Annotated in this window: 25 protein-coding genes and 1 tRNA gene; 9 read left to right on the forward strand and 17 right to left on the reverse strand. The window is 63.9% G+C overall.

All coding sequences use genetic code 11. The features are described 5' to 3' along the window. Window positions 1-58: 58 nt before the first annotated feature. Window positions 59-1,162, reverse strand: a complete 1,104-nt coding sequence (locus QFZ54_RS00090; RefSeq protein ID WP_307083228.1) for an App1 family protein — start codon at window positions 1,160-1,162, stop codon at window positions 59-61. A gap of 149 nt (window positions 1,163-1,311) precedes the next feature. Continuing rightward, complete coding sequence (locus QFZ54_RS00095; protein WP_307083230.1) at window positions 1,312-2,175, reverse strand: hypothetical protein; 864 nt, start codon at window positions 2,173-2,175, stop codon at window positions 1,312-1,314. Between the two features lie 1,120 nt (window positions 2,176-3,295). On the opposite strand from QFZ54_RS00095, the gene def reads away from it, so the two are divergent. From def to QFZ54_RS00110, 3 genes are read left to right on the forward strand one after another with little or no spacing between them, the layout of a single operon-like run. Continuing rightward, a complete protein-coding gene (def, locus tag QFZ54_RS00100; protein ID WP_307083232.1) occupies window positions 3,296-3,838 on the forward strand; it encodes a peptide deformylase in 543 nt (180 codons plus the stop codon). Then, on the forward strand, window positions 3,835-5,130 hold the full coding sequence (locus tag QFZ54_RS00105) for an APC family permease (RefSeq protein ID WP_307083234.1): 1,296 nt from the start codon (window positions 3,835-3,837) through the stop codon (window positions 5,128-5,130). Before def ends, QFZ54_RS00105 begins: the two co-directional genes overlap by 4 nt. Then, window positions 5,088-5,981 (forward strand): TauD/TfdA dioxygenase family protein, encoded by an 894-nt coding sequence (locus tag QFZ54_RS00110; RefSeq protein ID WP_307083236.1) that lies wholly within the window; start codon window positions 5,088-5,090, stop codon window positions 5,979-5,981. The genes QFZ54_RS00105 and QFZ54_RS00110 overlap by 43 nt, the downstream gene beginning before the upstream one ends. A gap of 105 nt (window positions 5,982-6,086) precedes the next feature. On the opposite strand, the gene QFZ54_RS00115 is transcribed toward QFZ54_RS00110, so the two are convergent. From QFZ54_RS00115 to QFZ54_RS00135, 5 genes are all read right to left on the reverse strand, one after another. Beyond that, entirely contained in the window at window positions 6,087-6,905 is an 819-nt protein-coding gene (locus QFZ54_RS00115; RefSeq protein WP_307083237.1) for a phosphate/phosphite/phosphonate ABC transporter substrate-binding protein, read from the reverse strand. Continuing rightward, complete coding sequence (locus QFZ54_RS00120) at window positions 6,902-7,792, reverse strand: fatty acid desaturase (protein ID WP_307083240.1); 891 nt, start codon at window positions 7,790-7,792, stop codon at window positions 6,902-6,904. Before QFZ54_RS00120 ends, QFZ54_RS00115 begins: the two co-directional genes overlap by 4 nt. Before the next feature lie 198 nt (window positions 7,793-7,990). Next, entirely contained in the window at window positions 7,991-8,590 is a 600-nt protein-coding gene (locus QFZ54_RS00125; protein WP_307083242.1) for an alpha/beta hydrolase, read from the reverse strand. 146 nt (window positions 8,591-8,736) lie between these two features. Beyond that, window positions 8,737-10,041 (reverse strand): MFS transporter, encoded by a 1,305-nt coding sequence (locus tag QFZ54_RS00130; protein WP_307083244.1) that lies wholly within the window; start codon window positions 10,039-10,041, stop codon window positions 8,737-8,739. Next, the gene (locus QFZ54_RS00135; RefSeq protein ID WP_307083247.1) at window positions 10,038-10,916 is read right to left on the reverse strand and encodes a TauD/TfdA dioxygenase family protein; all 879 of its coding nucleotides are present in this window, start codon (window positions 10,914-10,916) and stop codon (window positions 10,038-10,040) included. The genes QFZ54_RS00130 and QFZ54_RS00135 overlap by 4 nt, the downstream gene beginning before the upstream one ends. Before the next feature lie 259 nt (window positions 10,917-11,175). Between QFZ54_RS00135 and QFZ54_RS00140 the strand changes: the two genes are divergently transcribed. Further along, window positions 11,176-11,604, forward strand: a complete 429-nt coding sequence (locus QFZ54_RS00140) for a GlcG/HbpS family heme-binding protein (RefSeq protein ID WP_307083249.1) — start codon at window positions 11,176-11,178, stop codon at window positions 11,602-11,604. A gap of 117 nt (window positions 11,605-11,721) precedes the next feature. On the opposite strand, the gene QFZ54_RS00145 is transcribed toward QFZ54_RS00140, so the two are convergent. Next, a complete protein-coding gene (locus QFZ54_RS00145) occupies window positions 11,722-12,288 on the reverse strand; it encodes a peroxiredoxin-like family protein (RefSeq protein ID WP_307089188.1) in 567 nt (188 codons plus the stop codon). Continuing rightward, the gene (locus tag QFZ54_RS00150; protein ID WP_307089190.1) at window positions 12,176-12,472 is read right to left on the reverse strand and encodes an LLM class flavin-dependent oxidoreductase; all 297 of its coding nucleotides are present in this window, start codon (window positions 12,470-12,472) and stop codon (window positions 12,176-12,178) included. Before QFZ54_RS00150 ends, QFZ54_RS00145 begins: the two co-directional genes overlap by 113 nt. Here QFZ54_RS00150 and QFZ54_RS20295 point away from each other — a divergent pair. Next, complete coding sequence (locus QFZ54_RS20295) at window positions 12,462-12,674, forward strand: class II aldolase/adducin family protein (RefSeq protein WP_373458403.1); 213 nt, start codon at window positions 12,462-12,464, stop codon at window positions 12,672-12,674. The genes QFZ54_RS00150 and QFZ54_RS20295 overlap by 11 nt on opposite strands. A gap of 699 nt (window positions 12,675-13,373) precedes the next feature. On the opposite strand, the gene QFZ54_RS20300 is transcribed toward QFZ54_RS20295, so the two are convergent. After that, a complete protein-coding gene (locus tag QFZ54_RS20300) occupies window positions 13,374-13,643 on the reverse strand; it encodes a S24 family peptidase (protein WP_373458570.1) in 270 nt (89 codons plus the stop codon). A gap of 187 nt (window positions 13,644-13,830) precedes the next feature. On the opposite strand from QFZ54_RS20300, the gene QFZ54_RS00155 reads away from it, so the two are divergent. Genes QFZ54_RS00155 through QFZ54_RS20305 form a run of 4 tightly spaced genes read left to right on the forward strand, consistent with a single transcriptional unit; the run spans window position 13,831 to window position 15,174 of the window. Continuing rightward, the gene (locus tag QFZ54_RS00155) at window positions 13,831-14,082 is read left to right on the forward strand and encodes a hypothetical protein (protein WP_307083252.1); all 252 of its coding nucleotides are present in this window, start codon (window positions 13,831-13,833) and stop codon (window positions 14,080-14,082) included. Between the two features lie 45 nt (window positions 14,083-14,127). Then, window positions 14,128-14,862 (forward strand): hypothetical protein, encoded by a 735-nt coding sequence (locus QFZ54_RS00160; protein WP_307083254.1) that lies wholly within the window; start codon window positions 14,128-14,130, stop codon window positions 14,860-14,862. Next, window positions 14,859-15,038 carry a hypothetical protein gene (locus QFZ54_RS00165; RefSeq protein ID WP_307083256.1) on the forward strand — a complete coding sequence of 60 codons (180 nt, stop codon included), beginning with the start codon at window positions 14,859-14,861 and terminating at the stop codon, window positions 15,036-15,038. Before QFZ54_RS00160 ends, QFZ54_RS00165 begins: the two co-directional genes overlap by 4 nt. After that, complete coding sequence (locus tag QFZ54_RS20305) at window positions 14,953-15,174, forward strand: hypothetical protein (protein WP_373458571.1); 222 nt, start codon at window positions 14,953-14,955, stop codon at window positions 15,172-15,174. The genes QFZ54_RS00165 and QFZ54_RS20305 overlap by 86 nt, the downstream gene beginning before the upstream one ends. A 4-nt stretch (window positions 15,175-15,178) precedes the next feature. Here QFZ54_RS20305 and QFZ54_RS00170 read toward each other — a convergent pair. The 7 genes from QFZ54_RS00170 to QFZ54_RS00200 form a co-directional block, all read right to left on the reverse strand. Next, window positions 15,179-15,255: transfer RNA gene (locus QFZ54_RS00170), tRNA-Arg, on the reverse strand. A 51-nt stretch (window positions 15,256-15,306) separates the two neighbouring features. Next, entirely contained in the window at window positions 15,307-16,008 is a 702-nt protein-coding gene (gene nth, locus QFZ54_RS00175) for an endonuclease III (RefSeq protein WP_307083258.1), read from the reverse strand. Next, window positions 16,005-16,775: a 4-hydroxy-tetrahydrodipicolinate reductase gene (gene dapB / locus QFZ54_RS00180; protein WP_307083260.1), complete on the reverse strand. Its 771-nt coding sequence runs from the start codon at window positions 16,773-16,775 to the stop codon at window positions 16,005-16,007. The genes nth and dapB overlap by 4 nt, the downstream gene beginning before the upstream one ends. A 93-nt stretch (window positions 16,776-16,868) precedes the next feature. Further along, on the reverse strand, window positions 16,869-17,621 hold the full coding sequence (locus QFZ54_RS00185) for a nucleotidyltransferase family protein (RefSeq protein ID WP_307083261.1): 753 nt from the start codon (window positions 17,619-17,621) through the stop codon (window positions 16,869-16,871). Between the two features lie 8 nt (window positions 17,622-17,629). Next, complete coding sequence (locus QFZ54_RS00190) at window positions 17,630-18,538, reverse strand: hypothetical protein (protein ID WP_307083263.1); 909 nt, start codon at window positions 18,536-18,538, stop codon at window positions 17,630-17,632. After that, a complete protein-coding gene (locus QFZ54_RS00195; RefSeq protein ID WP_307083265.1) occupies window positions 18,535-18,708 on the reverse strand; it encodes a hypothetical protein in 174 nt (57 codons plus the stop codon). The genes QFZ54_RS00190 and QFZ54_RS00195 overlap by 4 nt, the downstream gene beginning before the upstream one ends. Then, window positions 18,705-19,544, reverse strand: coding sequence for a diacylglycerol/lipid kinase family protein (locus QFZ54_RS00200; protein ID WP_307083267.1), 840 nt, complete (start codon window positions 19,542-19,544; stop codon window positions 18,705-18,707). Before QFZ54_RS00200 ends, QFZ54_RS00195 begins: the two co-directional genes overlap by 4 nt. Window positions 19,545-19,657 lie beyond the last annotated feature (113 nt).

The following is a 19,657-nucleotide window of genomic DNA, read 5'->3' on the forward strand; positions in this document are numbered from 1 at the left end:
CAATTCCAGTTAAGCCGTGACGTAGTAACAACGACCTAGGGTAGCTAGACACGATAGCTTACGGCCTAGCCGGCTGAACGACGGCTCCAGCGGCCTCATGTGGCCGGTCAAGATCGAGCGAGGTCACCACCGCCAGCGCGCTTTCGAATCCCGCTCCGCAGAACGTTGGTACGCCACATGCTTCAATTTCGGCAAGCGAGGCGCCGCCCGTCCCCTCGCGACAGGAACCGTCAACATCTCGAATAAACACTGCTGCTACGCGACGTCCGAATTCCCTGACCGCCTGTGTATAGATAGCCACGTCGCGCTGGCCATTATCGCCGATCAGTAGGAAACGAAGCTGGGGGTAGAAGGCCAGTATCGATCGGATGGCTTGAAGCTTGTGCACATCGTGTCCGCTATCGATCAGTTTATCGGCATCGATACCGTAATCCTTCAGGAACATCGGACCATGTGGAATGGAATTGTTTTCCAGGAACTCGGCAATGAATCCGTAGAGATTCCACGGCGAGGACGAGACGTAGAAGAACGGTCTCGCGGGCGCGATATGGTCTCGCGCAATCATCTGGTAGAGAGAGGCAGCGCCCGGAACCGCCAACCTGTCCTGCGGTCGTTCGATGAGCACGCGTCGCCAGTTCTTTAGGAAATTGGTGGCGCCCGTTTCAATTACGGTGTCGTCGATATCCGATATGATCCCCCAATTCTGATCCTTCCCCGGCGCGATCACGGGTACCTGTGTGTCCGGAACGTCGCCGTCGGGGACTGACAGCGTTACCGTCTCCCACCGCGTTGTCTCGGGTAACGGCTGATCGATTATTAATTCGATGTCGAAATATCCCTCCTCGTCAGTGACTATGTCCTGCGATTGCCCATAGCCCTCCACGTGGACGGTCACGCCGGGAAGCTCTTGGCTGTTGTAAATCGCCAGCATCGCACGAAGCCGCACGAGCATGTCGTCACCTGCGTCGAGCGGCTTTCCGTAACGGACGATCCTGCCCTTCATGCGCACGGTCGTGGCATTGCGATACCCGGCATATGCGAGGAGCCGCACCTTGCGGCCGTGTTCTTCGCCTATGTCGAAGACAGTCTGGATCGTGTCGACATCTCGTTCGAGCCCAGCGATTGCTGAGCGCAGAAGCTTATAGAGGGAGGAGGCAGCCATTGTGATTTAACAGGGGAATGGTTTTGCAAGTTCCCGTGTTTGTCGCCTTGTACATGCCAATACCCGAGCCTTGCACCGTTGGGTGTCGACTTTGCTGATAGCACCTTCCGGCCGAAGACGGGGTCGTGGCGATCGATCGATCGATCATCCTAGCAGCCGTTCGTAGCATCAATTGACCTGATCAGAGGTCGGGTTCCTCCCGAGAGGCGGACGATGGCGCTGCCGTTGCAGCGCAATCCCGGCGCGGCGTAGCGATACGTTACCCGGTAGGCGCCACTCTGTAGGGGGCTGATGCTGGTCAGCCGCAAGGGGTCCCGCAACCGGCCGTAGAAGCGCGAGATCGCATCGGCGGAGTAGGCGCGGCTCGACCTCTTCTGCGGTATCACCTGCGCCGAAGCCACGTCGCCGCTCCCGGTACCGAGGGCGTTGTAGAAGGTCCGCACCGTCGCTTCACCCGATGATCCGGCGATCGTGTCGGGTCGAGAGGCGCTCGCGGGTCCTTCTGATGTCTTCGCAACCGAGGAATGGGGGGCTCGTGCCGCATCCTTCTCCCCAAGGTCGTCGTCTGCGCCTGAACCCTCGATCTGGGAAGCCGAAGTTCGATCAGCGATCTCGGTCGGTAGCGTATCCGGGCCTGGAGGCTGCGCCTTCGAGACCTCAGTATCGACCGCGGGCAGCGGACGGTATGTCGCGTCGGACAGGCTGAATGCGGCGAGTTTGTTCACAATCGGCGCTGCGCCCGTGAGGGCATAAACTAAACCGCTGGCATCGGCCGCGCCCTGAGCCGTGTAGGCGATGTCCGCCGCCAGCCGGCGGTCGCCCCCAAGCGCCTGTTCGGAGCCCGGCGGAACATCGAGGATAATGCGACTTTTGCAGCGCGTCACGTCGAGCGCCGGATCCCAGCCTTCCACGACCGGCTTTTCCATCCTGATGAAGGAGAATGCCTCGAGCGTGTCGAGGTTGGTGCGGTGGTTGCTCTGCTCCCGTGCTTGATCGAAGATGACGCGCTTCATGCGATCATAGGCTGTACTCGACGCGCAGGCGGCCTTGTGTCTTTTGGCCTCGGCCCGCGTCTGTACCGTCTCGGACGGCTTGTTCTCCTTGATCTTGCCACATGCGCCAAGCGAAAGTGCTAGGCCAAGAAGGCATGCCGGGGCATTCGCCGATGACGCTGACAGGCTCATAGCCACTCCCAAAAAAATTCAGATTCGTCCGTCCAACCTCTGCAAACGCGCAAGGTTCACGGCCGGTTCGAATGCATGTCAGGTCTTAGAACGCGATCGGGCACGACGAACGCACACGAACCCGGTCGTTTAAGGGCGGACCGGCGCCCTGCCTAAGCCTCGCCGCTGCCGGTGCGCGCGTGCCGCAACGTCCGTCCACAACGCTTTAGTGGCGCTAGGCACGGTCGGCGGCTTGCTTGTTTGCGCTGCGGCAGAACGGCTTCCAGCGCGACCAGTCCAAATGCCGAGACGCCGATACCCATAGCCGCCGCCTTGCGACACCGGTCGGGTTCGCAGCCCATCACCGAAGTTAGGCCTCCGGTTACCAGCATGAATGAATGACTGAAGTTGGGAAACGCTTTGCGGCCGCTGAACGACTGAATGTGGGTCATGGAACATTGCGCTTTCTAGGATAGCCCGGTCCGGGTTCGCAGATGTAGTACCCCTTAAAACCGCAACGAACTTTCGACACCGAACTCCTGCGGCCGACCGGGTGTGTAGCGGTCGATGCCAAAGCCGCCGAAATACCCGACGGCGAGCGGTAACCGTGATCTCGCCAACGTCGTCTGTAAGGCTGGCTTCAGGCGCATTAGGCGATGGCACGGTCGACTGCGCAGTAACTGGGGAAGCGGCCATGCCTGCAATCAATGCAAGCGCCGAGAGCGCGCGCGTCCTCGATGACGGATGCGCTGCCATGATACCCCTTTTGTCAGCGTTTGCCGCTGCTTGCCCTGTACGACGATATCCCTATGCGGACAGTGGGGATTGTGGACAGAGCTTTTGTTTTGCACTGCATCGCTCGGCTTTCGGTGCCTGGCATGGCATGGCATGATTTTCATCCTGCAGATCAGGTTGCAGACAATCGAGTGGGTGAGGGCTGAGAGATGGTCACCAAGCTGGCGTGGTTGCTATGATCAGGCCGATCCTGAAGATGGGAAATCCGCTCCTGCTCCGCATTGCGCGGCCGGTGGTCGACCTCGCCGACCCGAAGTTGAGAAAGCTTGTTGCTGACATGTACGAGACGATGGCCGCGGCAAACGGCGTCGGCCTGGCAGCGCCGCAGATCGGGGTTGAGCTGCGCGTCATGGTCTTCGGCTTCGACGACAACCCACGCTATCCGAACGAACCGCCGGTGCCCATGACCACGCTGATCAATCCGCAGGTCGATATCCTGACCGACGAGACCGAAGACGGGTGGGAAGGATGCCTGTCGATCCTGGGTCTGCGAGGATCGGTGCCCCGCTCGACGCACATTCGTTACCGTGGCATCGGCGAGGACGGTCGCGAGCTCGTACGAGAGGCCCGGGGTTTTCACGCACGGGTCGTCCAGCACGAGCTCGATCACTTGAACGGCGTGCTGTATCCGCAGCGGATCGCCGACATGACGAAATTCGGGTTCACCGACGCTTTGTTCCCCGACAGCGGCCTGGCCGCGCTCGAGACAGATCGGTGACGAGACCGGGTTCGAAAGACGCGAATGAGTTTGTCAGTCCAGACCGGGTCAGTCTCGTTCGCTCGCTCGGGCGGTGGGGGCTGACGGCGCTCACAATCAATTGCGTCGTCGGCGCAGGGATCCTCGGCTTGCCGGGCAAGGTCTACGCGCTTGCAGGCGCCTCCACCGGTTTGGTCGTAGCCGGTGCAGCCATCCTCGCGTTAGCGGCCGCGCTATGCCTTGCGGAGCTTGGCAGCCGCATGGACGGAAGCGGGGGCCCTGTCGAATATTGCACGGCGGCCTTCGGTCCGGTCGCGGGGTTCGCGGCAGGCTGGCTATTGTGGGCGGCGACCGTCTTGGCTGCAGCGTCTTTGCTCAACCTCTTCGCAACGATGGTGGCACCTGACGCACACACCTTGATAGTGGTCAGTACCGGACTGGGACTGACCGTCCTGACCTGTGCAGGCATGGGGCGCTCGGCAATCGCGAGCGGTGCGTTGACCGTCCTCAAGCTCGGTTTGCTGGCGGGGGTGGCCATCGCTGGCCTTACCGCATCAGCGGCTCCCGCTACCTTACCCTCTACAGCTGCACAGCCCGTAACGGCGCTGATCCTGATGTTCTTCGCATTCGTCGGGTTCGAACGACCAACCGCGGTCGCAGGTGAGGTGGTAGACGCGCGCCGCGCAGTTCCGTTCGCCCTGCTTGCCGGTATGGCGGTGGTCACCGCGCTGTATGCAGGCGTGATCGCCGCATGCTGGCGCGGCGTGCCGAACCTCGCGCTGAGCGAGCGTCCTGTCGGAGATCTGCTCGGTCGTCTGTTTGGGAGCGAGGTCGCGCGCGGCGCCGAGCTTGCCGCGGCGGTGATCGTGCTCGGTACGCTCGTCAGCCAATGGATCACGGCGCCGCGCCTCATGCTCGCGCTGTCGGAAAGCCGCCAATTGCCGGCGATATTCGGCCGCATCGCGTCAGGCAGGGGGACGCCGGACGTGGCCATCGTGACGACGGGCATCGTCGCCGTTTTTCTGGCGCTCGGAGGCGATTTCGTCACGGGCATCGCAGCGTCAAGCGCATCGCGGTTGCTGATCTTCATGGGGTGCGCCGCGGCGCTGCTCCGTCTTCGTCGCCAGCGCGGCATTCCGGAAGCGCGCTTTCACTTGCCGCTTGGAGCGGCAGTTGCCACCTGCGTGATCCTGGTGTGTGGGGCGCTGCTCGTTGTGGCATCGGCCGAGCTTGCGCGGCTGGGTGTTCTGATCGTCGTTGGAGGATTGCTTTGGCTGATATCGAACGGGAAACGCTGGTTCCAGCGGGTGTGACCGACACTACGGGTCTATCGGTTGCGCCATCCGGTCCGGTCCTGGGTGCGGAGATCTCCGGCTTGCGCATCGACGGATCGATCGATGCCCAAGTGGCGGCGACTCTTCGTAATCTGCTGCTGCACTACAAAGTCCTGTTCTTTCGGGATCTCGATCTTACCCATGAACAGCATTTGACGCTGGCCAGGGTGTGGGGTGACCTCGAAGGTCATCCGGTCATCAAGCATGTGCCGGGATATCCCGAGATCCTCGACATTCGCGGTTCGGAGGGACGCGTCGAGGACAACGCCGGCAACCAGCGCTTCCAGACGCTCGACAAGTGGCATGCGGACGTAACCTTCCGCGCCGCACCTTCGATGGGGGCGGTGTTGCGCGCCCGTGAAATCCCGGAGATTGGTGGGGATACGTTGTGGGCCGATGCCGCCGCTGTCTACGCTGGGCTTCCCGACGACGTGAAATCACGGATCGCAGGGCTGACCGCGACGCATGACCTGCTGTTCGATTTCGGAGACCGGATCGCGCCCGAGCGACGGGCGGCGTTCGCTCAAGAGTTTCCGCCACAGCACCATCCAATCGTCCGCGTGCACCCCGAAACGGGTGAGAAGGTCTTGTTCGTCAACGCGAGCTTCACCAGTCAGATCGACGGGATGGATGAGGGTGAGAGTACAGAATTGCTCGGGTATCTGCTCGATCGGTTCAAGGTGCCCGAATATCAGGTTCGCTTCAGATGGTCGCCGAACGCGGTCGTCATCTGGGACAATCGAGCGACCCAGCATTATCCTGTCGCAGACTATTGGCCTGCGCGGCGCAGGATGGAACGCGTAACGATACGGGGTGACATTCCGGTCTAAACGCTTCTTCGCTTCCCGCATCGATGTGCTGCAAAGCAGGGCGAGCGCCGCACAGGCTCACGATGACGCAACCGAGATTAACCGCATGATGATGGGGCGGGGTGGTCATCGCAGGTCCGGATAGCCGAAGCGGATTGCGGTGCGTTCCAGCGCGCGGATCGGAGCCAACGTGTCAGCGTTTGCCGTGACGATACCCGCTAGCCCGAGCATGGCGCGATCGTCCGTGAGACGAGGATCCGTCATGACCTGCTGCAAGGCGTGCTGCAGCGCCACGATCGTCTCGATGCTTGTTTCCGCCGACGTCACGAACGGCAGCGTCGGCGAGGCGGGGCTGCGCGCGACAATTCTGAGCGGGGCGGTTAGATCGGGCTCGTGACGCACCAGCGTGGCGTAGGTGACAGCGTCGATCGCGGCGATATCTACGTCCCCGGCAGCGGTCGCCGCGACACTGGCGCGGTGCGATCCGGTCTGCACCACGCTGGCGAAGAAGACATTCGTCTCGGCGATCGGCGCTAACGTCGCGCGGAACAGGTTCATGCCTGTGTTCGACTGCGGATCGTTGATCGCAGCGCGGGTGTCGCGGTAGTCGACCAGCGACCTCCGTCCATCGTTCGCGCGCGCTACCAGTACGCTGGCATGTGTCGCGTCGCTACTCGTGAACCCCGGCATATTGTAGATCGGTAAGGCGATCACTTGGAGGGCAAGGCTATCGTCGGCAATCAGCGGATAGCCGCACGCCTGCCCGAACACCAGATTAGGGTCCCGCCAGAGATCATGGACGTGGCGCCCCCGGTCGAGGACATCGGGCACGCCTTCGATCCCCCGTATGCGCAGGATGCGGACGATTGCGGACCAGATCCGGTCGTTGGCGGGCTGCTGCGTTGGATGATCGTACATTCCGAGCGATGCGACCAGGCGGGTCATACGGTATGTTGCCGGGCACCGGGATGGAGCATGTCGTCAAGCGAGCGAAACGCGAAACGCCGGACGATCTCACCATAGCCGCGATAGACCGGCGCGCCTTGCGCCACGAACCGGTCACGGTGGCTGCTGTGATAGGACGGGAGGTGATACCAGGGGAGCCCCGGACGTTCGTGATGCGCGGCGTGGAGATTGTTATTGAGGTACAGCAGCGCGAACAGGCCGCCGCGCTCGACGATAGCGGCGCGTCCGGGACTCGTGAGGTCGGCGCGATGCTCGGCATACGAGCGTAGCATCGTCAGCGCGGTGCCCGGATAGACGAATGCCAGCACATACTTGGCGAGCGTCAGTCCGACATGATCCAGCCACCACAGGATCACAGCTACGCCGAGAAGATGCGGCACCCAGTCTCGCGCGACGGAACCGGGGTTGCGAACGGCGCGGCGCGTCTCGCTGAATATGAATCGTCCGATCGACAATGCCGGGCCGAAGATCATCTGGCCAACCAAGGTCGATTGTAGCGAGGCGATCAGGGCGTCGTGTCGGGATAGGTGGTAGCGCGATTCAGGATCGTGTCGCGGATCGGTGATCACCTCGGCACCATGATGCGCAATATGGCTTCGGCGATACAGCCGATACGGCAGCCAGAGCGACAAGGGGGCAAATCCGATCGCGCTGTCGATCCGGCCAATCCCGGTCGGATGGCCGTGGATCGTCTCGTGCTGCAGCGATCCCTGCCAGGCGACCAGCCATCCGCCAAGGACGATCAGTACGGGCAGCGGAACTTGCGCATGAACCGCGGTAAGCGTGATCCAGCCGGCGTAGATCAGCACCGCGACCGTGAGCGTGGGCCACTCGATGACGGGCATCCTCGCGAAGAGATTACGCATATCCCACTCCTTGGCTAATGCTAACATCCCCCACTCCAATGGGAATTGAAAGCAAGCAAAGGTGCGCGGCTGGGATAGGTTTGCTTCGTCACCGAGATACGCGAGCGCGCCGACCCCAAACACGAAGTATGGTGATTTCCGACGAAGCGCTCACATTGCCCGACGTTCGGCCGGTCTCACTTACCGGCCGGCGTCCAGCTAGGCGTCTCCGATTGCCTGGATAATGCGATACGCGGCAACAACGTCACGCTCGACGACAGCGGAGGTGAAGCGTTCAATGATGGCGCGAAGGCGATTGGTCGGCGCCGTCGCCGCGTTCAGGAGCGGGCCATCGATGAGGCGACTGCCCCATTCCACGCCCAGGCGCTGCGCTTCGTCATCGGCGCCGACGACGATCGACGGGAAGGGCAGGCCGATTTTTGGCGCCGCGAAATGACGCTGGTGCAAGCTCGTGCCTTCGGGGGCGACCAACAGGGCGCCGGCAACGTTCGCGGTATAGGCTTTCGGCGACAGTCGCGCCCACCATGCGGCGGCCGCGCAGGCACTGCCCTGTGCCAGGAGCATGACGGCACGATCGGACGCCGATACGGCGGCATCGATCCGCGCCGCCAGCGCCGTTCGCTCGGCCGCGGTACGGCTGCGAACCGCGATATGCTGCGCATCGCCAAACCGCGGAAACTCCCGGAACCGCTCGAGTATGGAGACTGCCTTGTCGGGGACGAGCGCGATGAGCGTCAGCCGATGGCTATCCAGGACAGCAACAGACACAATCCGGTCTCCCTTTCCGTGAAAGCGCAAGCTGCCTTGTTACGGCCAGCGGCGCAACGCAGCAGCACAGATACGCGCCAGACCGTTCTATCCCGGGTTTCGGCCGAGATCAGGGCAATTAGATTTCATGCGATATGTCACCACGTCCTGCAAAGCGGTGCTTTCCCCATTCCGACTCAGCGAGGTCCATCCACCGGAAAAGGCCTTTCCGGGTGCATGAAGAACGACAGGCCTGCGCCGACCAGCAGTAGCGCCAGCGAGGCGCAGAACGGGATCGACCAGCTTCCCGTCAGGTCCACCGCCGCGCCGAACACCAGCGGAGAGAGGATGCCCGCGATCCCGAAGCCGAAGTTCATCATGCCGCTGGCAGTGCCGGCATATTGCGGCGCGATGTCCATGGGGACGGCCCAGATCGGCGCCACCACAAGTTCGGAGAAGAAGAACGCGAGCGACAGGCACAGGGCGACCGTCGTCAGGTCGTGGGTGAGGACCACGGGCACGAGAAACACGAACGCGCCGATCATCCCGACGATGATCAGATTGCGCCGCGCCGCCTGCAGGCTGCCGGTCTTGCGGTAGATATAATCACTGGCTGCCCCACCGACCCAGTCGCCGATCACGCCACCCAACAGCACGCCGCCCGAGAACAGCGCCGAGTGCTTCAGGTCGAGCCCGAAATTCTTGAAGAAGAACGAGGGGAGCCACGTCAGGAACACCCACAATGTCCAGCCGTAGCAGAAATCCACGGCGGTTACGGGCGCGATCCGCCGCGCGAGCCGCCACCACGGGACGGGCGGCGTGGTGGCGGTTTGTTGCGCGGCCGGGGCCAGTTCGGCACGTTCCTCGTCGGACATGCCGGGGTGCCGTTCCGGGTTCTCCCGCGCGACGACCAGCCAAAGGATCACCCAGACCGCGCTCGCTAGGCCGAGCACGACGAACGCGCCCCGCCAGGATACGAGCGCCATCAACCCCACCAGCAGCGGCGGGGTCAGCGCATTGCCGAGCCGCGCGGCAGCGTGCGTGATCCCTTGCGCGAAGGCCCAGCGCGCCGGTGGCAGCCAGGTCGCCATGGCGCGCGTCGCGGCGGGGAAGGCGAACCCTTCGCCGATGCCGAGCGCGAGACGCAGTGCGAACAGCGACGCCATCCCGCCGACCAGCCCGGTCAACACCGTCGTCACGCAGACGATCGCGCCGCAGATCAGCAGCATGCGTCGCGGCCCAAAGCGGTCGATGACCCGACCGCCGAACAGCTGGATCAGGGCATAGGGATAGGAAAAGGCGGAGATTGCCAGGCCAAACTGGGTGTTGCTCATGCCCAGTTCGGCGGTCATGCGAGGGCCCACGGTCGCCAGGTTTACCCGGTCGATGTAGAGGACCAGATACATCAGGCAGAGCACCGCGAGGATGCGGTTCGGGATGCTCATCCACCGTGGGACGTGACGAGCGACCGCCTCGGACCGGCTGAGGCCACCGGCGGTCATGCAGGTCGGCCCGTCCCCTTGATCTGCGTCCTGTGCATTACGCGCCGTGCGGCAGGATCGAACGCATCACGCCGGTGCATCGTGCAGCGATTGTCCCACAGCACCAGGTCACCCTTGCGCCAGTGATGGCTCCAGCCAAACCGGTCGCCGTCGACATGCTCCCAAAGCTCGTCGAGCAACGCCTCGGATTCGGCCAGATCCAGACCATCGATATAGGCATTCCGTCGGCGGCCGAGATACAGCGCGGGGCGCCCGGTTTCGGGATGCGTGTAGACCAACGGGTGCAGACTGCCCGGCGCCTCGCGCGGATCGTCGCTCGGCGTGACGCCCTGGCGCAGGAAACCACCGCTATTGTAGGTGCCGTCGTGCTTTACGCGGCGTCCGGCGATGCGCGTTTTCAAATCATCGGGCAGCGCCGCGTACACGGCGTACATATCGATAAAGCTCGTATTGCCGCCCGTCGGTGGCACCTCCAGCGCATAGAGCGCGCTCGCCTGGGGCGGGACTTCGACATAGGACATGTCGGTGTGCCAGACCGCCTCGCCATTGCCGAGGCTGCCGATCGGGACGCCGCCCTCGACCACGTTCGAGACGACATAGAGTTCGGGCAGCCCCTCGACGAAGCGGCGCCCGGTCTCCTGGATGGGCGCAAGATCGAGGTCGCCGAACCGGCGGCTGAAGGCGATCAGGTCCGCGTCCGACAGCGATTGGTCGCAGACGAGCAGGACAAGATTGTCGAGCCATGCCTGATGCAGGTCGGCGAACTGCCGATCGTCGAGCGTCCGAAGATCGATACCCCGAACCTCCGCGCCGACGCCCCTTCTCGTTTCGACCATTTCGAGGCCAACTCGACTCGCCAGAAGATCGCCCATCATCCGTACTCCATAATCGCACGTTCGCAGTCGACGAGGGCCGACTGCCGCATGACCGTTTTAACGAGTGACCGCTGACGCGGACCGCAAAGCATTTGTTTGGGCCGGTCAACCGGGGCATATTTCTGTGCGGCAATCGCCTAAATCCGCCCCGCGTGGATCGTCAAAGGCAGTAGAGGCATCCCCCATGGGCCATGATCCCGGCCAACCTCACGCCGATTACCCGTCGTCGCGGATAGCGGTCGATACAAAGGAACCATGAATGGTGCGCATCACGCTTGAACTTGCCAGCAAGATTATCACGGCGACGCTGCAGAGGAGGGAGGAGCTCGGTTTCAAGCCACTCTGCGTGGCAGTGCTCGATGCCGGTGGGCACCTCGTCGCGCTGCAGCGTGAAGACGGGGCCTCGACGCTGCGGCCCCAGATCGCGATGGCCAAGGCGGGCGGGGCGCTAGCCTTGGGCATATCGAGCCGCAAGATTGCCGAGATGGCGTCGGAGCGCCCGACGTTCGTCGCCTCGCTCGGGCCAATCTCTCCGCACGGCGTAGTGCCTGCGGCGGGCGGAGTGCTCGTCGTCGACGCAGACGGCCAGTTGGTTGGCGCAGTGGGTGTGACCGGCGACACCTCGGACAATGACGAGGCGTGTGCGCTCGCAGGTATTGCTGCCGCCGGGCTTTCGGTCCTAGGTTGAACGCGGCAAATTGCTCGCGCCGACCGCTAGCGTTTCGATCAACTCAAGATGTGCAAACCATCGCAGTTTGCGATGGCGCGAGGTGGCTATGGCATCGCTGCCATCTTTTGAGGAATTCTAGACTTGGATGATGATCGATCGGACGGCGTCGGTGATGGCGTCCGCCTCGGTTCTCTTCATCCAGTCCGGCGTTACATCCGACCACGCAACGACGCCTGTTTCGTCGACCACAAGGGTCGTTGGGAAAGGTAGTTCCCACGTGCCGGTGCCGGTCACCTCACGCAAGTGTGTTGACGCGGCCTGCCGGATTGCCGGATTGGCTTCGAAGGTGGTGCCGAGTTGGCTTGCGAGGTGGTTGTCGCGGTCGGTTGCTATGGTGAAGTCGAGCGCGTGGCGCTGCTGCATCTTTGAGAGTTTCGAAGAAATCTGCGGGCTGATCGCGACGAGCGGGACACCCAGTTCGCGCAAGGTCGGCCAGAGCACGCGCTGATAGAGCGGTAGTGGGATGTTGCACGCGGGGCAGCCGGCGAACCTGAAGAAGATCAGCACGGCAGGACCAGTGGCGATCAGGCTATCCAGTCGTATCGTCGTACCATTCACAGCTTCCAGCGCGAAAGTTTGGCATCGGATCGCCGACCTTGATCGTGCGCGACCCATCGAAGCCGGTGAGCCAGCGGACGACATCGAGATATTCGGCGGCGCGGTCATAGCGGGTGGCGTGGTCGTAATGCTCGGCGCGGCCGAAATTATGCGCCTCGGCGTCGCTGACCGATGTCACCGCGTTCCATGCTACGCGACCGCCGCTGAGATGATCAATCGACGCAAAAATCCGGGCGACGTGATAGGGCTCGGTATAGTTGGTCGAGATTGTAGGTGTCGCACCTGATGCTCGTCAGCCACACCGGCGAGATTGTCGAGCCGGCCAAGGGCGTGCCCCTGCGCCTCAACCGCGCGGCGTTGCGATCGATTCGGCGCTGCACAAGGCCCGGCCCGACGTGACCGCAGCGGCGCATTCGCATTCCTTGTACGGCAAGGCATGGTCTCGCTCGGCCGGCTGCTCGATCCGCTGACGCAGGATTCTGCGCTTTCTACGACGACCACGCGCTGTTCGAGGAGTATAGCGGCGTCGCGCTCGATGCAAGCAAGGGTAAGAAGATCGCGCCCCCAGAGCGGCGCGTGGCGACCACCCGCGTCCCCACTGCCTCGCCGATTGCCCCGAACCCGATCAGCCCGAGCGTGGTGCCGGCGACGGTCGCGAGCGGCTTGGCGACCCAGTCTTAGACGCCTTTCCGTATTTGCCGAGGGCTTTGGACGGATCGATCCCAGGCACGAACAGTCGGTACGGCCCCGCTTTGATTACGGTAATATCGCTTTAGCTTACGAGCTGTCAGACCGAGTATAAGCGCCATTGCCGTTGATACTGCAGTCCAAGCGATCAGCAACACGGCAACCATACGCGAATTCCTACTACGTCAGCGCTTGCCGCGCCTGCTAGGCGATTACTAAAATATATCAGAAGCTTACAATCGCTTTTGAACCCGGAATGAATTTGGATCAAGCCAACCCGGCTTCTAGCGATCGAGCGGATTTCGCCCGCCCAATACCGCGAGGTACTGCTTAAAATCGTTGCCCTGCCTTAGCCTAGTCCGCAAAGACGGAGGACAGCGCGTAAAGTTTGCATTAACTATCATTCCCCGACGGATGCCGCTTACACGCGGTCAAAATTCAAGCGCTTCATCCCAGGGCATGACGCGGTGTACGGCCGAAACCTATTCGTTCGGCACTTCGAATTCTACGATTGGACTAAACTGGCGTAGGACCACGACGCCAGGCCGGCGGCGGACTAGCTGCTTAATCCGCGCATGCCGGATTTCTTTACCGTCGAATGTTGGACCGCGCAACTGAACGACGACGTCGTCGCCAACGCCCGGCGATCGTTTCCGATCAACCAATACGCGACGCCCCGAATCGCAACGCGGTTCCATCGAGTGCCCTGAAACGAGTACGACGTAGAGGTCGGGCCTACCGATGACGCCGATCGGGTTTCCTGGCGAGGGTCAGGTGGCTGATTAACTATGCACCACGGTCCGCAACTTGAATTACAAGATCGGCGGAGAGCGCGGCGCGTGTGACGCAGACATCGTTGCCGCGGCTCGCGGTCTAGAAGACCGTGCAGAGGGACTCTTGGCGCACGCGCAAAAGCTGCGAGCCGGGGTATCGCCTGCAGTGTCCAACGCGATAACCGCCGCACCTTTAGGGCGGGCGAGCATCGTTCTCGCTCATATCGATCACGTCGAGCGCTTCGCCTATGAGCGCCCGGGCGTGGGTTTGGACGCGTCCCTCACGCGCATTCTTCGCGTGGCGGCCAAAGTCGGCGTTCCCGTACGTGTAGAGATCAAGCCTGGCCGGATCATCGTTGCGACTGGGGCAGGGGGCATGCCTGCCGGTGCGAACAGCGTGGACGAGATGTTCGCGTGAAGCGTCGTTGGCTACCCAAGAACGTCGGTACGTTCCGCGACCGGCATGGGAAGGCCCACTACCGGTATCGCCGCACAGGCTTCGTCACCTATTATTTCAAACGAACCGGGGACCGAGGCGTTTCTGCCTGAGTTTCGCGCGTGCAACGACGGCGTCAGCGCCCCGGAGATCGAAGCCGGCGCCAACCATGCCGCCGTCGGCACGTTCGACGACCTGCGGTCCCGCTACTACCGCTACCCGGACTTCCTCGATCCGGGCGAGCGTACGCGGGTCGTCTATCGCTGCACTGCGGAGCGCTGGCGTGCACGCAGCCGCAAGGGGCGGCGATACGGCGAGATCATGGTGCGCGAGTTGTCGCCCCGTCATGTCGAGGCAATGCTTGCGGAACTGTTCCCGCATCGGGACGTCGGCGAACATGCTGCGCAAACGGCTCTCGGCGCGATGAAGTTCGCTATGCGCATCGGCATGGCCGGAACGAACGCGGTCATTGTCACACGACCCTTCGAGGTCAGCGGGGGCGGGCTCCATAGCTGGACCGAGGAAGAGATTGCTGCCTACGAACAGCACCACGCGATCGGTACGGTCGCGCGCCTCGCGTTCGATCTGATGATCTGGACCGGGCAGCGCGGCGGCGATGCCCGCAAGATGGGTCCGGCCAGCGTCCAAGACACCCGGCTCGAACTCACCCGAGAGAAGACAAAGGTCTTCGTCTCACTGCCCATTATGCCCGGCCTTGCCGAATCCATTCCCGCCGCGCCCGCGGTTGGCGCGATCTCGTGATCACCGAGCTCGGCAAGCAGTTCTCGGTAAAGGGTTTCGGTAACAAGTTCCGGCAGTGGTGCGACGAGGCCGGATTGCGCGGCACACGGCCTGCGCAAGGCCGCCGCGCGTCGCTTCGCGAAGGCGGGCTGCTCGAACCAAGAGATCAAGGCGTGGACCGGTCACACGACCGATAGCGAGGTCGCGCGGTACACAGCGGCAGCCGACCAGCGCACACTTTCCGACACGGCCGCAACAAAGCTTTTGGCTAACCTCGCCGAAAGGTTAGCCAAAGATGCCGCTAAGGCATTGGAATTAGGGGAAAATAAATGAATTTTGGTGCACCCGACTGGATTCGAACCAGTGGCCTCTGCCTTCGGAGGGCAGCGCTCTATCCAGCTGAGCTACGGGTGCCGGATGGCTCGCCTAGCAAAGCAAAACGGTACGCGCCAGACGTTTTCGCCTTCATGGCTCGTTCGTTGCCGGATCGGTGTCCGCCTGCAGCGCCGGACCAGCAACCGATTTCCCCTTGGGCGATGGAGTCTTCGGTTTGTACGCGCACAGGTCGCTGACGATGCAGCGCCAGCACTCGGGCGTTCGCGCCTTGCAGACATAGCGGCCGTGCAGGATCAGCCAGTGATGCGCGTGCAGGCGGAAGGGTTGCGGCGTCGCCTTGTCGAGCTTCAGTTCGACCGCGAGCGGGGTCTTGCCGCAGGCGAGACCGGTGCGGTTGCCGACGCGGAAGATGTGCGTATCGACCGCGAACGTCTCCGCGCCGAACGCAACGTTCAGCACGACGTTGGCGGTCTTGCGCCCCACGCCGGGCAAGCGCTCCAGCGCCGCGCGGTCGTTGGGCACGTCGCCGCCATAGTCGTCGATCAGCATCTGCGAGAGCGCGATGACGTTCTTCGCCTTGGTGTTGTAGAGCCCGATCGTCTTGATGTGGCGCTTCAGTTCGTCGAGCCCCAGCGCGACCATCTTTTCGGGCGTATCGACCTCATGGAACAGCGCGCGCGTTGCCTTGTTGACGCCGACGTCGGTGGCCTGTGCCGACAAGGCGACCGCCACGACCAGCGTGTACGGGTTGACGAATTCCAGTTCGGTCTCGGGGTGCGGGTCGGCCTCGGCCAGACGCGCGTAGAATTCGATGACGTCGGCCTTCTTCACAGCCCGAGCACGTCGCCCATCCGGTAGCGGCCGGCAGGCTGTCCTGCGAGCCAGATCGCCGCACGCACCGCACCGCGCGCGAAGATCGAGCGATCGTCGCCGCGATGGTTCAGCTCGATCCGCTCGCCTTCGCCCGCGAAGATCACGCTGTGGTCGCCGATCACCGACCCGCCGCGCAACGATGCGAAGCCGATCGTGCCTTCGGTGCGGGCGCCGACGAGACCGGCGCGGCTATCGACGCGTAGTTCGGCGAGCGACGATCCGCGGCCCTTCGCGGCGGCATCGCCGAGCAACAATGCAGTGCCCGATGGAGCGTCGACCTTGTGCTTGTGATGCATCTCGACGATCTCGACGTCCCAGTCGGCGCCCAACCGCGCAGCGGCTTCCCGCACGAGAATGCCGAGGAGAGTGACGCCAAGCGACGTGTTGCCGGTCTGGAGGACAGCGATGTCCTTCGCGACGTCGTCGATCATCGACTGGTGCTGCGGGGACAGGCCGGTCGTGCCAATCACGATAGCGGTACCAGCGGCACGCGCGGCGGCGAGATGTGCCTCGATTGCGGAGGGCGTCGAGAAATCGACCAATACGTCGGCGGTCCGGGCGATCGGGTTGGGGTCCTCGCGCGCATCGACGCCGCCGGCGAGCGATGCGCCGGCCGCCTCGATCGCCTCGATGATCGCGCGGCCCATGCGTCCTGCGCTACCATAGATGCCGATCGAGGTCGTCGAGATGGCGGATGGGGCGGGTTGGGGCGCGAGCGTTTGCATGCTGCGCGCTTTGCACCAAGCCGGCCTTTGGGGACAGGGGCGAACGGTAATCCAACTTAATTCTTCGCGACTTTGGCGCAGGCTACCGCCCGCTCACGCCTTCTCGACGAACGTCCGAACCAGATCGAGATCCGCAGGCTTGTCGACGTCGACCGCGGCCAGACCGAACGGAGTCGCGACCGCGGCTGCGTCCAGGCCGGCGAGGCGACCGAGATGCGCGATCGCTTCGACCAATGTCAGCCGACCCGACAGATACCGCAACAGCGTGCCGATCCCGAGGCGGCGAACGATCCGCCACGGACGCTTGCGGTCCGCCTCGACCTGTGCCCAGAGATCGAGCGCGGCGACCGAGCGCGGGGTGGCGAAGTAGAACAGGTTGCAGCCCGACCACGCGCCGTCGGCGAAACGCAGATAGGTCCGCCGCGTGCCGGGTGCGGCGGCTTCGACCACGTCCTGGCGCGCGAGCAGGGCGCCGACATCGGCCCGTGCGGGGACGTCGGCGAGAAAGCGCGTCACCCATTCGGGCTGCAGCAGCGCGTGATCGGCGGTCGTTACCAGCAAGGGCGCGCCGAGCGCTTCGATCCCGTCTCGAACGCTGCGACTTGGACCTGATGCTGCGTCGAGCACAACGAGGCCGAGCGCGGTCGCCGCGGCTCGCACTGCGTCGTCGGACACCGATACGGCGATCGTGCGCGCGCCTGCCTCCCGCAACGCCCGCGCGACGCGGGCCAGCAACGTCTCGCCGTCGAGCACGATCAGCGCCTTGTGCGACACGCCCGCATAGGCCGCGACCGGATCGGCACCGCCACGCGAGCCGGCGAGGATCAGAGCGTTGAAACCCTGCACATCCGCACTCATACGGTCTTCGCCCCGGTTTGCGTCCGCGCGCGCCAGACGCGCCAGAATACGCCCGGCGCAGCGAGGATCGGATGCTTTTCGCGCCACGGGGTCAACGGCACCGCGACCCCGGTGTGCCGCTCGACCTTCCACACGCCGTAGCGCGCGGCCCCTTCGAAGGTGAACGCGGCCCGGACCAGTCGCGCCACGTTAAGCGGCTTGCCGGCCCGACGACGACGGCCCCACGCCCGCAGCACGGCGCGGCGTTGCGCCGCCGACAGATCGGGCTTCAGCATGCCCGCCTCGTCACGATAGGCGATCCCGTCCGCAGTCCAGGCAAGCGGCAGGAGTTCGGCATAGCGGCCCGGATCGAAGCCCAGGATCTGGCCCTCGCGGCCCTTGCGCTCGACACGGAGTTCGGCGGCATAGGTCTGGCGGAAAAGCGCCCGCCAATAATCGTCGGCGGTACCCATCTCCGGGCCAAGCGCGGCGGCAAAGCGCGCGGCGGACTTTGCAGCATCGCCGATCGCCGTGACCACGCGCGTCGCCGTCGCCGGATCACGCACCCAGACGAGCGCGGAGGGCTGGACGAAACGCGTCCAGATCGTCGTGTCGAGCGTCTGCGCTGCGGCCGCCTTGGCGAAGGTCGCCAGTCGCATCGTCGCGATCTTCGCGCGCAACGTCTCCCCGTGCAGGTCGAACTCGCGGTAGCTGACCGTCGGCCACAGGCCACGCTCGGGCGGCCCGGCGGTGAGCACGTAGAAATCGAGCACCCCTTCGGTCGCCCCGGTGCGCAGGTTCGAGCCATAGAACAGCACGGCCAGCGTCTCGCCGGCACCCTCCGCGAGCAGTCCTGCGACGTCGCGGGCTGCTGGGACGGTCGGAACGTGCAGCTGGCGGCGGACGACGTCGCCGAGTGTGATCACGGGACCACGAACCGCAGCGCGCGCGCTTCGCGGATGGTCAGGTCGCCGCCCGGATAGACTTCGCCGTCGAGGATGAAGCCGGAGTCCATCGACAGGTCGAAGCTCGGCGAATCGATCCGGTGATACCCCGCGCGATCGAGCCACGCGGCAGGCGAGCCGGCGACGATCAACGGCGTCGCGGCGCGGCCAGCCAGCGGGGCGGCGCGTCGACCAGCAGGGTCTTCAATCCGGCGCGGGGCACGCCGAAGGGTCGAATGCCGATCGGCATCCGCTTCAGAGTCGAGGCGAGCAGGATATAGCGTGCACGATCGGTATCGGTGTTCGCCCCCGCCGCGTGAACGCCTTCGTCGCCACGCGAGTCGAACCGGATACGCATCCGGTTTCCTGCTCGCCATGAGCTGTTCGCGCCGCCGAACAAGGTCTGGAGGATCGCCCAGCACAGCGCGAGGCCGACCGCCACGCCGTTGAAAGCGCCTGCGCGGTGGGTGCGCTGCGCCAAGGCCGTCGCATCGACGAACGCGCCCGCTCCCAACAGGAAGCCGTGCAGGCGCGTACCGCTATCCTTCCGGACGACTTCGATCGGGTGACGGATCTTCACGTTGCCGCCCCGCGCCGCGGTAAGCGCCTGATCGAGCGTCCAGTCGTCGGGGATGCCGAGATCGAGTGCGAGCGCATTGGTCTTGCCCGAAGGCACGATCGCGACGCGGGGCGCGGCGCCGGTCCAGACGCGCGCGGCCGCGGTCATCACGTCGCGAATCGTACCGTCACCGCCGTCGATCACCAGCAGCTCGATGCCGTGACGCGCAAAGTCCGTCAGCACTTCGGCCAGCTCGGCCTGCGTACGCGGGGTCACGGCCAGCACGGTGCCCGACAGGAACGGCTTGGTCGCCTCGACGCTGCTGCGGTTCCGATGGCTTTTCGGGTTGCAGATGATGCCGGTACGGATCTTCGCCGCGGCATCACGCGCACTTACCCCGGTCTTTTCGGGGCCAGCCGAATCGATCATGCCCTCGGGCAGCCATGCCGGAGGAGCCGGCGGCGAAAGGGGGTGCCCGCCAAAGGCGTGAAAATTCGAAACAACATCGGCCACGATATAAGATACCCGTCGCGGCGCATAAC

The sequence above is a fragment of the Sphingomonas faeni genome (assembly GCF_030817315.1).
GTDB lineage: Bacteria > Pseudomonadota > Alphaproteobacteria > Sphingomonadales > Sphingomonadaceae > Sphingomonas > Sphingomonas faeni_C.

Coding starts and splice junctions, on each gene's coding strand:
- QFZ54_RS00115 (WP_307083237.1), bottom strand. CDS start 6,905: ATGACCCGCCTGGTCGCATCGCTCGGAATGTACGATCATCCAACGCAG.
- QFZ54_RS00130 (WP_307083244.1), bottom strand. CDS start 10,041: ATGACCGCCGGTGGCCTCAGCCGGTCCGAGGCGGTCGCTCGTCACGTC.
- def (WP_307083232.1), top strand. CDS start 3,296: ATGATCAGGCCGATCCTGAAGATGGGAAATCCGCTCCTGCTCCGCATT.
- QFZ54_RS00095 (WP_307083230.1), bottom strand. CDS start 2,175: ATGAAGCGCGTCATCTTCGATCAAGCACGGGAGCAGAGCAACCACCGC.
- QFZ54_RS00120 (WP_307083240.1), bottom strand. CDS start 7,792: ATGCGTAATCTCTTCGCGAGGATGCCCGTCATCGAGTGGCCCACGCTC.
- QFZ54_RS00140 (WP_307083249.1), top strand. CDS start 11,176: ATGGTGCGCATCACGCTTGAACTTGCCAGCAAGATTATCACGGCGACG.
- QFZ54_RS00135 (WP_307083247.1), bottom strand. CDS start 10,916: ATGATGGGCGATCTTCTGGCGAGTCGAGTTGGCCTCGAAATGGTCGAA.
- QFZ54_RS00160 (WP_307083254.1), top strand. CDS start 14,128: ATGGGAAGGCCCACTACCGGTATCGCCGCACAGGCTTCGTCACCTATT.
- QFZ54_RS00200 (WP_307083267.1), bottom strand. CDS start 19,544: ATGATCGATTCGGCTGGCCCCGAAAAGACCGGGGTAAGTGCGCGTGAT.
- dapB (WP_307083260.1), bottom strand. CDS start 16,775: ATGCAAACGCTCGCGCCCCAACCCGCCCCATCCGCCATCTCGACGACC.
- QFZ54_RS00145 (WP_307089188.1), bottom strand. CDS start 12,288: ATGTCGTCCGCTGGCTCACCGGCTTCGATGGGTCGCGCACGATCAAGG.
- QFZ54_RS00090 (WP_307083228.1), bottom strand. CDS start 1,162: ATGGCTGCCTCCTCCCTCTATAAGCTTCTGCGCTCAGCAATCGCTGGG.